This window comes from Pontiella desulfatans (assembly GCF_900890425.1).
In the GTDB taxonomy this organism is placed as follows: Bacteria; Verrucomicrobiota; Kiritimatiellia; order Kiritimatiellales; family Pontiellaceae; genus Pontiella; species Pontiella desulfatans.
In genome coordinates this window covers 1,136,258-1,150,048 of record NZ_CAAHFG010000002.1, presented here as the reverse complement: position 1 = coordinate 1,150,048, position 13,791 = coordinate 1,136,258, and the positions used below count along the sequence as shown (strand labels likewise).

16 protein-coding genes and 1 tRNA gene are annotated in these 13,791 nt (G+C 57.6%); 7 read left to right on the top strand and 10 right to left on the bottom strand.

Annotated elements, in window-relative coordinates:
• Positions 1 to 89 precede the first annotated feature (89 nt).
• Positions 90 to 1,484, bottom strand: coding sequence for a sulfatase family protein (locus tag E9954_RS20275; RefSeq protein ID WP_136081093.1), 1,395 nt, complete (start codon positions 1,482 to 1,484; stop codon positions 90 to 92).
• A 238-nt stretch (positions 1,485 to 1,722) separates the two neighbouring features.
• On the opposite strand from E9954_RS20275, the gene E9954_RS20270 reads away from it, so the two are divergent.
• The 4 genes from E9954_RS20270 (at position 1,723) to E9954_RS20255 (ending at position 4,422) form a co-directional block, all read left to right on the top strand.
• The gene (locus E9954_RS20270) at positions 1,723 to 2,580 is read left to right on the top strand and encodes a helix-turn-helix transcriptional regulator (RefSeq protein ID WP_168442444.1); all 858 of its coding nucleotides are present in this window, start codon (positions 1,723 to 1,725) and stop codon (positions 2,578 to 2,580) included.
• A 269-nt stretch (positions 2,581 to 2,849) separates the two neighbouring features.
• Positions 2,850 to 3,677, top strand: coding sequence for a purine-nucleoside phosphorylase (locus E9954_RS20265; RefSeq protein ID WP_168442443.1), 828 nt, complete (start codon positions 2,850 to 2,852; stop codon positions 3,675 to 3,677).
• Complete coding sequence (locus E9954_RS20260) at positions 3,664 to 4,050, top strand: cytidine deaminase (protein WP_136081090.1); 387 nt, start codon at positions 3,664 to 3,666, stop codon at positions 4,048 to 4,050. The genes E9954_RS20265 and E9954_RS20260 overlap by 14 nt, the downstream gene beginning before the upstream one ends.
• Positions 4,051 to 4,146: 96 nt before the next feature.
• Positions 4,147 to 4,422: a hypothetical protein gene (locus E9954_RS20255; RefSeq protein ID WP_136081089.1), complete on the top strand. Its 276-nt coding sequence runs from the start codon at positions 4,147 to 4,149 to the stop codon at positions 4,420 to 4,422.
• A gap of 256 nt (positions 4,423 to 4,678) precedes the next feature.
• Here E9954_RS20255 and E9954_RS20250 read toward each other — a convergent pair.
• Positions 4,679 to 4,770 (bottom strand) — tRNA-Ser (locus tag E9954_RS20250).
• A gap of 129 nt (positions 4,771 to 4,899) precedes the next feature.
• Here E9954_RS20250 and E9954_RS33105 point away from each other — a divergent pair.
• Positions 4,900 to 5,289, top strand: a complete 390-nt coding sequence (locus E9954_RS33105; RefSeq protein WP_222847016.1) for an IS630 transposase-related protein — start codon at positions 4,900 to 4,902, stop codon at positions 5,287 to 5,289.
• On the top strand, positions 5,270 to 5,836 hold the full coding sequence (locus E9954_RS33100) for an IS630 family transposase (protein ID WP_222847015.1): 567 nt from the start codon (positions 5,270 to 5,272) through the stop codon (positions 5,834 to 5,836). The genes E9954_RS33105 and E9954_RS33100 overlap by 20 nt, the downstream gene beginning before the upstream one ends.
• Positions 5,837 to 5,946: 110 nt before the next feature.
• On the opposite strand, the gene E9954_RS20240 is transcribed toward E9954_RS33100, so the two are convergent.
• The 7 genes from E9954_RS20240 to aroC form a co-directional block, all read right to left on the bottom strand.
• The gene (locus tag E9954_RS20240) at positions 5,947 to 6,741 is read right to left on the bottom strand and encodes a CAAX prenyl protease-related protein (protein WP_136081088.1); all 795 of its coding nucleotides are present in this window, start codon (positions 6,739 to 6,741) and stop codon (positions 5,947 to 5,949) included.
• Positions 6,742 to 6,816: 75 nt separating this feature from the next.
• Complete coding sequence (gene tatA / locus E9954_RS20235; protein WP_136081087.1) at positions 6,817 to 7,032, bottom strand: twin-arginine translocase TatA/TatE family subunit; 216 nt, start codon at positions 7,030 to 7,032, stop codon at positions 6,817 to 6,819.
• Positions 7,029 to 8,078, bottom strand: coding sequence for a twin-arginine translocase subunit TatC (gene tatC / locus E9954_RS20230; protein ID WP_168442442.1), 1,050 nt, complete (start codon positions 8,076 to 8,078; stop codon positions 7,029 to 7,031). The genes tatA and tatC overlap by 4 nt, the downstream gene beginning before the upstream one ends.
• A complete protein-coding gene (locus E9954_RS20225; protein WP_136081085.1) occupies positions 8,056 to 8,526 on the bottom strand; it encodes a hypothetical protein in 471 nt (156 codons plus the stop codon). The genes tatC and E9954_RS20225 overlap by 23 nt, the downstream gene beginning before the upstream one ends.
• 101 nt (positions 8,527 to 8,627) lie before the next feature.
• Entirely contained in the window at positions 8,628 to 9,545 is a 918-nt protein-coding gene (locus tag E9954_RS20220) for a peptidylprolyl isomerase (protein WP_136081084.1), read from the bottom strand.
• Positions 9,546 to 9,549: 4 nt separating this feature from the next.
• The gene (locus tag E9954_RS20215; protein WP_136081083.1) at positions 9,550 to 10,896 is read right to left on the bottom strand and encodes an anaerobic sulfatase maturase; all 1,347 of its coding nucleotides are present in this window, start codon (positions 10,894 to 10,896) and stop codon (positions 9,550 to 9,552) included.
• A gap of 53 nt (positions 10,897 to 10,949) precedes the next feature.
• Complete coding sequence (gene aroC, locus E9954_RS20210; protein ID WP_136081082.1) at positions 10,950 to 12,035, bottom strand: chorismate synthase; 1,086 nt, start codon at positions 12,033 to 12,035, stop codon at positions 10,950 to 10,952.
• 171 nt (positions 12,036 to 12,206) lie between these two features.
• Between aroC and E9954_RS20205 the strand changes: the two genes are divergently transcribed.
• Entirely contained in the window at positions 12,207 to 13,340 is a 1,134-nt protein-coding gene (locus E9954_RS20205) for a tetratricopeptide repeat protein (RefSeq protein WP_136081081.1), read from the top strand.
• On the opposite strand, the gene E9954_RS20200 is transcribed toward E9954_RS20205, so the two are convergent.
• A complete protein-coding gene (locus E9954_RS20200) occupies positions 13,330 to 13,782 on the bottom strand; it encodes a phosphatidylglycerophosphatase A family protein (RefSeq protein WP_136081080.1) in 453 nt (150 codons plus the stop codon). The two genes, E9954_RS20205 and E9954_RS20200, sit on opposite strands and share 11 nt — an antisense overlap.
• Positions 13,783 to 13,791 lie beyond the last annotated feature (9 nt).

Below are 13,791 nucleotides of genomic sequence, written 5' to 3'. Positions count from 1 at the left end.
TCCATCGGCTCTTTCTTTTTTGCAGAACGTTTAATACACGATACGCCGTGCGCCCCTCCGGCCAAGTGGCTACGATGTTTTCACCATGCCTAGCCACCAGGTCGAGCGAAGCGGTCGCCGTGCCGGGCGGCCCAATCCCTTAGATAGTCGCGGTGCTGGCGGAGGATGGATTTGAATTCGGGATTGGCGGCCTGGTTGATGGTTTCGCCGGGGTCCTTTTCCATGTCGTAGAGCTCTTCGCGCTGTTCGCCCAGGTTGAAGGCGCAATATTTATAGCGCGCGCTGCGAACCATGCGGCCTTCGGGTTCGGGTTTTTGACCGTTGAGCTCCTCGCCCTGCACCATGTGGTTTTGCACGACGACAACTTCACGGGAACCGGTTTCCGTTCTGAGGCTTTCCCCCGGCAGGTTTGCCGGGGGTTGGATTCCGGCGAAGTCGCATAGGGTTGGCATGAGATCCACCCCCATGTTCACCAGCCGCCTGGATACCCCGGGCTTGATCTGGCCGGGGAGGGCCAGGAAAAACGGAATGCGGGAAGCTTCATCGAAAAAGACGGTTTTCTGGTTCCAGCGGTGCGCCCCCATCATGTCGCCATGGTCGCTGGTGAAAACGACCAGCGTATCCTTCCATTGGCCGGAATCCTCCAAGGCCCGGAGCACCTGGCCAACCTGGCTATCCACCTTTTCGATCATGCGGTAGTAGGCCCAGCGGTATTCGCGCCACTCCTTTTCGCCGAAGCTCCCGACGGGGGTGCACATGCGGGTGGCGTGATAGGAATCGCGCATCTGCGCCATGATGTCGCTCTCGTTTTGGGGCGGCGCATGGTTGGCGGCGAGCGGCGGGCACTCGTTGGGTGGAGGGGGCTTCCCGATTTCGCCATCGGGCAAGGCATGCCCCCTGGCCCACTCGCAAATGTTGTGCGGATTATTGAAGGAGACCACCAGCAGCCAGGGTTTGCCGTGGCTCCGGCGGATGAACCCGGCGGCAGCGGCCGGCGTGGCGGGATCGAGCCCATTGCCGTTGTCCGCCATGTTTTCCGACCACTGGAAGCCATGGTGCCCGGCATCCTTCACCGGGTAGGCTGCATGCCATTTCCCGACATATGCGGTCTGGTAGCCCGCGCGGCCGAACACGGTTCCCAGCGTTGGAAATTCCGATGGATCGATGGTGGCCTTTTGGTTCGTGAGAATGCCCGTCTCATGCGGATAGCGCCCCGACCACATGGAGGTGCGCGCAGGCATGCAGATGGGATTGGGCGAATAAGCGCGTTCGTAGATCCGGCTGCGGTTCGCCAGCGCATCCATGGCCGGGGTATCCAGATATCGACCGCCCAGCTTGGAACTATACCCATCCGCGATCTGCTGGTCGGTCATGATCAGCAAAATGTTGGGGCGCTCCCCGTTTTCCCGGTTCCCGGCCCAAAGCCTTGTGGATAGTGCCAACGACGAAAGCGCCGCTCCCTTTAAAAATGTCCGGTGCCTCATGCCCACTCCTTCCAATCAATCGCTCAAACCACACCATGGCAAACCCTGCAACCTAGAGGCAATCATGCATATGCGCATACCATAAAGATTAATATTTTAGCAATACGCACTATTATTTAACCATATTGACTTTCGAGCCGTTGCATGCATCATGCCCCCATGGGAAAAGCGCCCCTCGCTTGCACCCGTGTGCCCGTGGGGGACAAAGGCAATACCACAAACGAAAGCCAGGGACAGCATGAAGGAAAACACGCGATTGCAACTTGAAGAGCCGCAGGATTATTTTTCCGGCCTCGGCGCCACAACGCTTCCAACCCCGCGAAACGTGCTTATGTTCGTGCGCAGAACCAAGAATACGCTACAGCAGGAGGCGTTGCAGAACCGGTCGCATCACCGTTTTGTGCTGGCCTACAACCTCGGCACCGCCGGCCACATCCATGTCGACAACCTCGCCTTGCCCTTCGATCCCGGCCAGGCACTGCTCATCCTCCCCTACCAGTTCCACCACTTCAGCCTGCTGGCCGCCACCCAACTCGAATGGGTTTTCTGCACCTTCGAGCTGGAGCCGCGTACATTTCTCGAACCGCTGCGCAACCGCGTGATCACTATTGGGGAAGCAACCCAACGGGCCTACGAAGCCCTGCTGCAAAAGTGGCACCAATCGCATGCCGAAACCGTGCAGGCGGCCCTTCTCCAGTTGCTGCTCGAACTCAAGCTGGACCGCCTGCAGACCGGTAACGACCTGCCGCCGGAACCGGAGGACAACCTGCTACGCTCCATCAACGGGCTGATGGCCGAATGGCGCGGCCGGACCGTGGTCGTGGCCGATCTCGCCCAAGCCATGGAGTTTTCGGAATCGCGGTTGCGGGTGCTGTTCAAGGAAGCGGCCGGCATTCCGCTGGGCAGCTATATCCAGAACTACCGGATCAACCGCGCCATGGCCCTGTTGCGCACCTCCGCCCTTTCCATCGCCGACGTCGCCGAAGAAGCCGGCTTCGGCTCGCCCCAGGCGTTCAGCCGCATCTTCAAGAAAGAAACCGGCCATACCCCCCGGGCATACAGAAGCCTGCCCAACCTCTCCGGGCAACGCAACTGAGTTACCCCAAAGACCCGCAACCGGAGCTATTTTCAGCTCCACAAAAGAGAAATTATCGTGGGAACACGGCTTGTCAAACCCCAGACAGGGATCTACATTACAAGCACGGCAAGCGGCTTCCCCTAAATAGGCAACAGCCTATTCCACCCCACGGCTGCCTGCCCAGAACCCCGGGCGAACCCCCTTTCGTCCGGGGTTTGCATGTCCGGGCCCAACCCATGGCCAGTTTATACCTGCAATCGGGATAATTAGTTCCTATTATGAACAACATGAATACACAAATAGACCAATCCACCCTCGATGCCGCCGCAGAAGCCCTCAAAGCCAAATGGCCGGATGCCAAGCCGAAGTGCGGCCTGATCCTCGGCTCCGGATGGGGCAAGGCGGTTGAGGATTATTCCGGGCAGGAAATCCCCTACCAAACGCTTCCCGGATTCGGGGAGACCGGCGTGATGGGCCATGCCGGGAAACTACGCACCACCACCATTGGCAACATGGAGGTATTCATTTTCCAGGGCCGGCGGCATTGGTACGAGGGCGAAGGCTGGACTCCGGTCATCCTCCCGGTCTACCTGCTGCATGCCATGGGGGCCGACACGGTGCTGCTCACCAACGCCTCCGGAGGCATCCGCCCCGACCTGCCACCGGGATCGCTGATGGTGATCGAAGACCACATCAACATGCTCGGCTCCAACCCCCTCATTGGCCCGCATAATCCCAAGCTCGGCACCCGCTTCCCCGACCAGACCGAAGTCTACGACAAACCACTCAGGAGCAAACTGATCCAAGCGGGGGCCGACTCGTGCGGCACCTACATCGCCACCATGGGCCCCACCTTCGAAACCCCGGCCGAAATCAAGCAATACAAGGCCATGGGCGCCGATGCGGTCGGAATGTCGACCGTCCCCGAAGCCATGGTTGCCAATGCGCTTGGCATGCAGGTGGCGGGCCTCTTGTGCGTCTGCAACTGGGCGGCGGGCATCAGCCCAACCAAACTGACGCACGAAGACGTCAACCAAACCGCGGCCGAGGCCATGCCCCGCATGAAAAAAACCATCGCCAATTTCCTGGAGTTCCTTGCCCATGAAACCGAATGAGCTGATCGAGGCCGCCATACAGGCCGCTGGTAATGCACATGCCCCCTACTCCGGTTACCACGTCGGCGCGGCGTTGCTTTGCGTCGATGGCACCGTGTTCACCGGATGCAATGTGGAAAACGCATCCTACGGCCTGACCAACTGCGCCGAACGAACCGCCATTTTTTCCGCCGTTGCGGCGGGGCACAAGGAGTTCAAGGCCATGGCCATTGCGGCCACCAAGGAACCAACCCCGTTCCCTTGCGGTGCCTGCCGACAGGTGATGGCCGAATTCTGCGGGCCCGACCTCCCCGTCTACGTTGCCCAGGCCGAAGGCTTCGAGGCCACTACGCTTGGGGAGCTTCTTCCCAAATGCTTCGACCTGAAGGCATGAAAAACTGAAGTGATTCGTGACGACAGAAACGTGACGTTACAAGAAGCGGGTTCGCACTCGCGCCAAGTTCTGCTCCGCCGGTTTTTTCGGCAACGAATGAAGAAAACAACGGATCCATGCATCGAAATATTCGTTGCAAATGCCTATAACCGGCAACCGATTCCGGCCACACTATTACTCAGCATCGCCAGCTTCCGTTCCCTCAACGATTCCGCCCTTGGCAGGGCAATCGGGCCACTTTTTCCGAATGCCTTTGCGCAAGGCCTTGGAACCGTCCGTAACGGAACGAATCAAGGCGTTGATCAAAACCCCGCGCTACATACAGGCGCTGACGGAGTTCGAATGGATTCATTTAGCCCAAAACGCGACTAGTTAAGTTAATTTCGTATTATGACCACAACGAGGTTTTGACCGCCCGTCACCGCCAAGAGCAGTCTCGATAGAGCAGAGTAACACCAACTTTAAAACAGGCAAAATTCACCCCAGAAAATTTGTACGCCGTTTGTATGCCTTTCTCCCTCGGATTGGGGAGTAGAAAGTTGTGGAAAGAAGAGAGGAAGGACGACAGGAACTGAAGATGTCCAGACACAACAAAGGCCCCGTAAAAACGGGGCCTTTATTGTAAAACTGGCGGAAAGAGAGGGATTCGAACCCTCGGTACCCCGTAAGGAGTACACCGGATTAGCAGTCCAGCACCTTCAGCCACTCAGTCATCTTTCCGCGCTGAAAACGAGGGAGGAAGATAGGTGAACCCCCTACCCTTTGCAAGCGGTTTTTGGGCAAAAGAACACTAGAGCATTTTAAATAATTCTATAGCCATTAGATGAGTCATTGTGTAGAGTTCTTTGCATGAGCACTCTATCACTGGATCTACGCCAGAGAATTCTGGCCACCTACGATGCCGGAGAAGGAACCCGGCAGGACATTGCTGACCGATACAAGGTATCGCTTGGTATGGTAAAGAAGCTCCTCTCGCAACGGAAGCGAACCGGCGATATCGCCCCGCTTCACAGCCATTCAGGAAGAAAACCCTACTTCACCCAAGAGCACCGGAAGCAGATGAAAACGCTGATTGATCGGCAACCTGATATCACGTTGTGGGAGATCCGAGAGCAACTGGAGCTCGATTGCACGCTGCCTGCCATTCACTATGTACTCAAGGACATGGGGATGAGCTTTAAAAAAAACGCTTCACGCCAGCGAGCAAGGGCGCGAAGACGTGAAACTCGCACGGGCTGAGTGGATGGCCATGCAAGGGCAACTTGACATTGCTCGGTTGGTCTTTATTGATGAGGCTGGAGCCAAGACCAATATGACTCGGCTGTACGGACGCTCGCCGAAAAATGAGCGGGCTTACGATCACGCCCCGCATGGCCATTGGTGTACCACCACCATGATCTCCTCCATTCGTTTCAACGGAGAAACAGCCTGCATGGCGATTGATGCCGCCACAAGCGGCGATGTATTCCGTGCCTATGTCGAACAGGTTCTAGCTCCGACTCTTCGAGTGGGCGATATCGTTGTGCTTGATAACCTCTCGGCTCATAAGGACAAGGCTTCGTTACAGTTGATCGAAGAAGCTGGGGCAGAGGTTTGGTTCCTTCCGCCCTACAGTCCTGATCTCAATCCCATCGAAAAGATGTGGAGCAAAGTAAAGCAATTGCTTCGCGGGGAAAAAGCGCGCTCCCTGGAATCTCTGTTTGATGCGATCGGCGCTGCCTTAGGGTGCGTTAGTGCGGCGGATGCTCAAGGTTGGTTTGCCTCATGCGGCTACAGTTTAAATTAAATTGCTCTAGATACAGAGGAGAGTATTCACAGGACTATTGATAACAGGACTATTGCCAATCAACCTGAAAATCGTCCTGTTATCAATTGTCCTGTAAAAACCCGTGTCGGCTACCAAAACTGGTAGGCGTTGAATTTGACAACGTATAGGCCGAGCAGGAAGTTGGTGGTGCCGTGGGCAATGATGGCGGCCCAGATATCGCGGGTCTTGATGTAGAGCAGGCCGTAGGCAATGCCGCAGATGATGGCGGCGCCGACTTCGAAATGCGATACGCTGAAGAAGAGCGAAATGAGCAGCAGCATGGGCCAGTGCAGGTTGCCGGCATCGATCTTGAAGAAGGGGCTTCCCTGCATCCAGCGGTAGAGGAAGCCGCGGTAGAAAAATTCTTCGATGATGGCGATGAAGACCGAGGTGCCGAACATGTGGATGGCGAAGATGAGCCAGCCGGAGGCCTTGGGGTCGTAGACATGCAGGCCGGCATGCTCCCCCTCCTCGATCACTTCATAGGGTGCCATGACCCCGTTGCCGATATCGAACAGCTCGCGCGTCTGGAAGGGCTTCATGAACGGATCAACCAGCAGCCGGTCGTACCATTCGGTAAGCGCCGGCGCGTTCCCGGCCACCCACGGGGCCTCGAAGCCCACCCAGACGACCAGGATGAAGATCCCCACCCCGATGGCCGGCAGAATGTTTTTCGGATTGAGTTTGGGATACCACCGCCACGGGCGGAAGATGGCCAGCAGGATGAGACCGCCGATGGAGCGCATCATGTAGCTCCAGGTCGGGTCGTCGAACCAGACCATCATGGTGAGCCACATGGCAAAGGGAATTACATGGGCCAGCACCGCCTGGGTGTTGACCTTTTGCTCTTCGGGAGAGAGTTCATCGCGTAGTCGTTCGCTCATGGGAAATCCTTGATCCGTGATTCGTGAACCGTGAAAAATGAATATCGATCACGCCTCACGGCTCACTCGTTACCCTTAGTCTTTCGACTCTTCGATTTCCTTTTTCTCGACGTCGTCTTCCTTGTCGGGCTCGGTGCCCTCGCGCTGGCCCTTCTTGAATTCACCGAGGCTTTTGCCCAGCGAGCGCGACAGTTCCGGCAACTTCTTTGCGCCAAACAGCAGCACAATGATGAAGACGATCAAAATTATTTCGGTATGCCCCGGCATACCCATCAGTCCCAATGTGTTCATTTTTCTTCCTCGGTTGAATCTTTCTCTTCGTGGGTCTCTTCCGCCGATGGCTCCCCGGTCACATCCCCGGAATCTTCGGTCGGTTTATCGTCGGGTTCCGGCTCTTCGTCCTCGGCGGGTGGCGCCTCGCGGTTGCCGCTGAAGTGAAGGAACCATATACAGAACTCGTATAGCAAAATCAAGGGGGCCGCCATGAGCAGCTGGGTCATTACATCGGGCGGGGTGAGCACCATGGCCAAAATGAGCAGGGCCACGATGACATGGCGGCGCTTCTCGCGCAGCTGGGTTGAATTGACCAGCCCCATTTTGCCCATGATCAGGATGACGACCGGCAACTGGAAGGCGATGCCGAAACCCAGGAGCAACTGAAGGGCAAAGCCGATGTATTTGTTGTAGAACCAGATCGATTCGCCGCCCAGCTGGCCGCCGATCTTGAGCATCAGCCCCAGCGCCAGCGGCAGGGTGACCAGATAGCCCATGGCGATCCCCAGCAGGAACAGGCCGCCGGAAAAGAAGGAGATGCGCGTCATGAGCTTGCGCTCGACATCGCGAACCCCCGGCATCACGAACAGGCCAATGAAAAAGACGAGGAACGGCAGGCTCACCAGAATGCCGCCGAAGAACGTGACGGTCAGCCACATCTTGATGGCCGCGGCCGGCTCGGAAAACTGGAGGCGGATGCCGCCCTTCTTGGGCTTGGCGTCCTCCGGCAGCGCAACTTCGGCCTTCACGTCGTAGTAGCGCGTTCCATCGGCGTCCACCACCAGGGAGTTCGTGGAGAGCGAATCGGCCGCGATGCGCAGGTGGAGCGAGGTATCGTTCAGCATCTCGTCGGCGTTCTTGATGATGTAGGGTTCGGCCGGGGCGCGCAGGACGGCAATGATATGGTCGGCGAACGGCAGGCAAATGAGCATGCCCACGCCCAACGCGATGAAACAGCGGATGACGGTCTTGCGGAACTCCTCGAGGTGTTCCAGGAAGGGCATCTCGCTATCGTCGTAGCGGAACTTGCCTTTGAAGGACTTAAGCTTTTCGAGCATCGCCATCCTCTTCCTCGGCATCTTCGGGAGCAGGCTCCGGTTCGGCAACGGGCTTCACTGCGGTGGATTCGGCCACGGGCTCCTCCAAATCCTTTTCCAGGTTCTTGAAGGTTTCGTCGGAATAGTCCACATCGTCGGGGTTGTCGATGCCGTCGTCGGAATAGTCGTCTTCGTAATCGTAGTCGTCCCCATAGTCATAATCGTCGTCATGGTCGTACGACTCTTCATCCATGTTCGCGGGATCGGACGAGGTGTGGTTGCCCATGTCGCTATACATGATCTCCCGCTTGAAGCTATCGGCGGTGTTACGCACCGAATTGATCATTTCATTGATCTTGCGGAAGATGCGGGGGGCATCCTTCGCGCCGAACATCAGCAGCAGCACCAGCATCACCACGAGAAACTCGGGGCCGCCCGGGCCAATAAAGGCAAGTTGGAATAAAGAATCCATCATGTTCTATCCTACAGAAAGATTAGCCACGAAAGAGCGCAGAGAAAGCAAAGACTGCCCGGAGGGATTGCTATTGCGTCCTTTGCGCTCTTTTGTGGCCATCATCACCCTTCAACAATTTCGAGGTTTTCAATCGTGGCGGAAGCGCGAAGCTCGTCGGCCATGGTGCCGATGGCGTCGTTCTTTCGTTCGTCGAAGAGCATGCTTTCGATGTCGTAGCGCACATCAGCAAACTCGCGCACGGCCTCCTCCTTATGGTCGAGCACCGTAAGGATGTGGTAGCCGAATTCGGTCTGGAACACATCGCTGTATTCGCCAACCTTTGTGGCGAAGGCGACCTCCTCGAAAACCGGAACCATCTGGCCGCGGGCGAAATAGCCCAGGTCGTGGCCGCCGTCGGAACAGTGCGAATATTCATCGGCCAAATCATCGAACTTTTCACCGGCCTTCAACCGTTCGCGGACGTTGAGCAATTCGGCATACACCCGTTCCAACGGCATGTCGGGCGACGGATGCTGCACGATGTGCGCGGCGTGCACCAGCTCCGGGGTCTTGAACTCTTCCAGATGTTCGTCGTAGTAGGCGCGGGAATCGGCCTCCGCCGGGCGGGCAACGCTTTCGCAGAGCTGATCGAAATATTTTTCCAAACGAACGCCGTCCTCGATATCGGCCTTGATCTTGGCAACGTCTTCATCGGTGAGTTCAAAGCGCTTGCCGAACTCCTCCTCGCCACCATGCTGCTCCTTGAGCGCCATGAAGCGCGCTTCGACCTCCTCGGGGCGGACACGTTCGATCTCGAGGCGCGCCTGCTGCATCAGCAACACGCGCTCGACCGCGTTTTCGCGGGCGTCGGATTCGATTTTCGCCTGCTTTTCGTCCATTTCCTGATAGGACATTTCCCGGGCATAGCGCTCGCGAAGCATTTGCAGCTCCTGATCGACCAGCCCCTGGGCGACCACCTCGCCATTGACCAGGATTGGAACCGCCTGCTCCTGCACGTTGGTTGTTGCTTCTTCGCTCATAAATCTACTTTCCACAGCATTTCTTGAATTTTTTACCGCTTCCGCACGGGCAGCGGTCGTTGCGCCCAACCTCGGCGGAGGCCTTCGGAGGCACCGCCGGAGCAGCATCCGTCTTCATTATGTCCGCCGCTGGCCGCCCTTTTTGGACAAGTGCCGCCATCTCCCGCAATTTCGGATCGATGTGTTTGAAGAACGTTTTATACCCCGCGCACAGATAGTTCAACCCCGGTTCGCCATCAGGTGTCTTCATAAAACGGTGCTTCGGGCACTCGCCGTTGCAGGCAAACAGGAATTCGCATTCCCGGCAATAGTTCGGAAGCGCATCCCACTTGTCGTTGCCGAACTTGGCCTGCTCCTTGGAATAGACCATCTCCTCCAACGACTGTTCCATGATGTTTCCGAGGTAATAGGACGGGTAGACATAGTGGTCGCAGGAATAGATGCCCCCATCGTGCTCCATCGCGACGGCCTGTCCGCACCGGCGCGAAAACGTGCAGAGATTCGGCTCCATGCCACACCAGGCACTCAGCGCCACATCGAAAAGATTCACGAAAACCCGGCCGACATCGGCCTTGATCCACTCGTCGAAAATTTTGCACAGGAATTGGCCGAAGCCCTCCGGCGACACCGCCCAAGGCATCATCCCATCCGGATTGTCGTCCGCCCGCAGATCCGGCGGCGCGGCCAACTCCAGGCCAACGGCGTGCGCCGCCCGGTCGCCGGCACGCTCGACGATCGGGATAAACTGCATGAACTTCACGCCGTGCTTCTTGAGGAAACCGTAGATTTCCACCGCCTCGTCCGGGCTCTGGCGGGTCACGCAGGTGAGCGTATTGAACTCCACGCGCCACTTCTTCAGCAGCTCCATCGCGGCGAACACGCGCCCGAACGAGCCCGCCCCGCCCTTATCGACGCGGTAGCGGTTGTGGATATGCTCCGGCCCATCGAGGCTCAGGCCAACCAGGAAGTTTTCGCGGGCGAAAAACCGGCACCACTCCTCGTCGAGGTTGGTGCCGTTGGTTTGGAACGAATTGTTCACCGGACGCCCGCCGGCATACTGCCGTTGCAACGCCACCACCTTCCGGAAAAAATCCAGCCCCATCAGGGTTGGCTCTCCGCCCTGCCAGGCAAAGCTGATTTCCGGTGTGTTCTGGCTCTGGATATATCTGCGGACATACGCCTCCAGCACCTCGTCCCGCATCCGGTAGTTCTCGCCCGATGGGAATAGTTTTTCCTTCTCGAGATAGAAGCAATATTTGCAGTCGAGGTTGCACAACGGCCCGATCGGCTTGGTCATGACGTGGAACGTGCGCGGCGCCGAATTCGGTTTATAGCTGGGAGAGTTGCTCATGGGAAGGAGCGTAATCCGTAACGAGTCATACGTAACAAATTACGTTTGACGAATTACGCATTACGATAAGCTTGCCTGAGCACAAAATCCATCAGCGTGAGCGCGGTCATGGCCTCGACGATCGGAATCGCGCGCGGAACCACGCACGGATCGTGGCGGCCCTTGGCCTCGAGCACGGTGGCCTCGCCCTCGAACGTCGAGGTTTCCTGGGCCATCCCGATAGTAGCCGGCGGCTTGAAGGCAATGCGGAACACCAGCGGTTCGCCGTTGGAGATCCCGCCCTGCACGCCGCCGCTAAAGTTGGTCGAGGTGCCGAGACGGCCGTCGGCCTTCATCTCGAACGGATCGTTGTGCTGCGAACCAAACATGCGGGCCCCGGAAAATCCGGAGCCGATCTCGAAGCCCTTGGTGGCCGGAATCGAAAGCATGGCCTGGGCAAGCGAGGCCTCCATGCGCTCGAACACGGGTTCGCCAAGGCCAACGGGAATGTTTTCGGCCACGCAGGTTAGCACCCCGCCCACCGAGTCTTTTCGCGCCGCGGTTTTCTTGACCAACCCAACCATTTTTTCCGCGGCGACTGCGTCCGGGCAGCGGATAATGTTGGCATCAACCTGTTCGCGCGTCAGGCCTTCCATCGTCAGGTCGCGCGCATCGATATCGCCGACCGAGCTCACCCACGATACGATCCGGGTGCCAAACTGCTCGAACAACCATTTTTCGGCGATGGCCCCGGCGGCGACGCGCCCGATGGTTTCGCGGGCGCTGGAGCGGCCGCCCCCGCTGGCGGCTCGGTTGCCGTATTTCATCTGGTAGGTAAAATCGGCATGCGACGGGCGCGGAACATTGCTCATTTCGCCATAGTCGCCGGGGCGCTGGTCTTTGTTTTTGACCATCAGGCCGATCGGCGTGCCGAGGGTCTTGCCGTTTTCGACTCCGGAAAGAATCGTGACCTGGTCGGCCTCGTCGCGCGCCGTGGTCATGGCGCTCTGCCCGGGACGGCGGCGGGTGAGCTGCGGCTGGATATCGGCCTCGCTGAGCAGCAGGTTGGCGGGGCAGCCGTCAACAATCGCGCCCACGGCCTTGCCGTGCGATTCACCGAATGTCGACACTTTAAAGAGGGTTCCTATTGTACTGGACATGGTTGTTCCTTCGTTTCGGCATTCCAACAGGGATTGCCTTTGGGGGTCAAAGCGCGTGTTTATAGCACCTAAACGGGACGGATTGGACTAAAAACCGAAGAAAATCCCACCTCGCAAAGAGCCCATCCGCTCCCACTGAATGTATATTTGAATTGCATTCCCAGGGGCTTTATGGAGAATCCGACCCTCTACGCCAATCTATGGGAACAGGATTTTATGGAAACAGGAAAACGCCAGCACTTGCAGGACATCTACGCAACCGACCGTACCGACCGCGACGATTTCACACCACAGGTCGCCTCGGAAATCATCGAGGAACGCAAGCGCGAGATTCGCCGACACCAGTTCCTGAGCTTCGTGCTTGGCATGGCCGTGCTGCTGCTGGCCGTATCGCTCGTCTACGTTGTTGTGCGCGAATACATCGATATCCTGCAGCAGTCGAGTGCCCCGGAGCCGATCCAGCAGGAATACATCCCGCGCTACTCCCTGCCCACCGAATCGCAGTGGGTGATGGACTTTTCCCGCAGTTATGGCGATCCAAAATGGGAAGGCGAAGGCGAGCGCCCCTTCAACGCCAGCTGGATCAAGAAAGCCACCTTCAACATTATCCTGGCCGAGCAGGCCGCCGAAACCCGGAAATATGCCGAAGCGGCGGAATACTACGAAAACGCACTGGAAATCCTGCCGGAGCTTGAAGGCATAAAAGTGCCGCTGGGCATGGCCTATTTCAAACTCAACAAGAACGAGAAAGCGCTGGAACTGCTCGATGGCGCCCCCGACTCCGACCTGACCCACGACGTGCTCAACAACCTCGGCGCTGCCTGCATCGAGGCCAAAGCCTTCGAAAAAGGTGAAGAATATCTCAAGCGCTCGCTCGGGCTCAAACCTGCCTATGCCGAGGCGCTCAACAACCTGGCTATCCTCTATAAGGAGCAGGGCCGCGAAAAAGAAGCTGCAACCGCCTACGAGCAATATCTCGACCAGCGCCCGAAAGACACCGACACCCGCTATAATTTCGCCCTATACCTGACCAAGATCGGCAACTGGGAACTCGCCGGAGAACAACTCCGTGCGCTCACCCAGGAAGTGACCGACGTGGCCAACCTCTACTTCCTGCTGGCCCGCGTGGAAAACAAGCTGGGCAATTCAGCCGACGCCGTCGATGCCCTGCAACGCGGCGTTCAGCTAACCGATCCCAAGCTGGCCATGGCCTGGATGTCGGAGGAAGAATTCGACCTCCTGCGCAACGAGCAGGAATTCCAGTCGCTCATGAAATATGTCGAGCAGGGCCGCCCTAAGCAATAAAGCGGAACAGCAAGTGGTTCAGGCCGAGGGCAATCAATGCGGCCAGAAAATCGTCGATCGTAATCCCGAATCCGCCATGGATATGCTGCAGTTGCTTGATCGGCGGGGGCTTGGTGATATCGAAAATGCGATGAAGCACAAACCCACTCAGCAACGCCCACGGAGAACCCAACCCAATCACCGTGATCGGCAACGTTAGGTATTCATCCGCCACGATGCACCCCGGGTCTTTCCCGCCAATCATCCTTTCTGCCACCTCGCAGATCGGAATCGACAACAGCGTCAATGCCATGCAGACGCCAATTTGCCACCAAAGAGATGGCAAACGCATCACGCCCCAGGCAATCGGCAATCCCACCAACGTTCCGACCGTCCCCGGCATCACCGGACTCAACCCCGTCCCGAAACCCACCGCAAACCACTTAATTAAATTCTTCATCATTCTCCATCC

Excerpts from the sequence above, each read along its gene's own strand:
- E9954_RS20275 (WP_136081093.1), bottom strand. The coding sequence starts at position 1,484 with ATGAGGCACCGGACATTTTTAAAGGGAGCGGCGCTTTCGTCGTTGGCA.
- E9954_RS20270 (WP_168442444.1), top strand. The coding sequence starts at position 1,723 with ATGAAGGAAAACACGCGATTGCAACTTGAAGAGCCGCAGGATTATTTT.
- E9954_RS20265 (WP_168442443.1), top strand. The coding sequence starts at position 2,850 with ATGAATACACAAATAGACCAATCCACCCTCGATGCCGCCGCAGAAGCC.
- E9954_RS20260 (WP_136081090.1), top strand. The coding sequence starts at position 3,664 with ATGAAACCGAATGAGCTGATCGAGGCCGCCATACAGGCCGCTGGTAAT.
- E9954_RS20255 (WP_136081089.1), top strand. The coding sequence starts at position 4,147 with ATGAAGAAAACAACGGATCCATGCATCGAAATATTCGTTGCAAATGCC.
- E9954_RS33105 (WP_222847016.1), top strand. The coding sequence starts at position 4,900 with ATGAGCACTCTATCACTGGATCTACGCCAGAGAATTCTGGCCACCTAC.
- E9954_RS20240 (WP_136081088.1), bottom strand. The coding sequence starts at position 6,741 with ATGAGCGAACGACTACGCGATGAACTCTCTCCCGAAGAGCAAAAGGTC.
- tatA (WP_136081087.1), bottom strand. The coding sequence starts at position 7,032 with ATGAACACATTGGGACTGATGGGTATGCCGGGGCATACCGAAATAATT.
- tatC (WP_168442442.1), bottom strand. The coding sequence starts at position 8,078 with ATGGCGATGCTCGAAAAGCTTAAGTCCTTCAAAGGCAAGTTCCGCTAC.
- E9954_RS20225 (WP_136081085.1), bottom strand. The coding sequence starts at position 8,526 with ATGATGGATTCTTTATTCCAACTTGCCTTTATTGGCCCGGGCGGCCCC.
- E9954_RS20220 (WP_136081084.1), bottom strand. The coding sequence starts at position 9,545 with ATGAGCGAAGAAGCAACAACCAACGTGCAGGAGCAGGCGGTTCCAATC.
- E9954_RS20215 (WP_136081083.1), bottom strand. The coding sequence starts at position 10,896 with ATGAGCAACTCTCCCAGCTATAAACCGAATTCGGCGCCGCGCACGTTC.
- aroC (WP_136081082.1), bottom strand. The coding sequence starts at position 12,035 with ATGTCCAGTACAATAGGAACCCTCTTTAAAGTGTCGACATTCGGTGAA.
- E9954_RS20205 (WP_136081081.1), top strand. The coding sequence starts at position 12,207 with ATGGAGAATCCGACCCTCTACGCCAATCTATGGGAACAGGATTTTATG.
- E9954_RS20200 (WP_136081080.1), bottom strand. The coding sequence starts at position 13,782 with ATGATGAAGAATTTAATTAAGTGGTTTGCGGTGGGTTTCGGGACGGGG.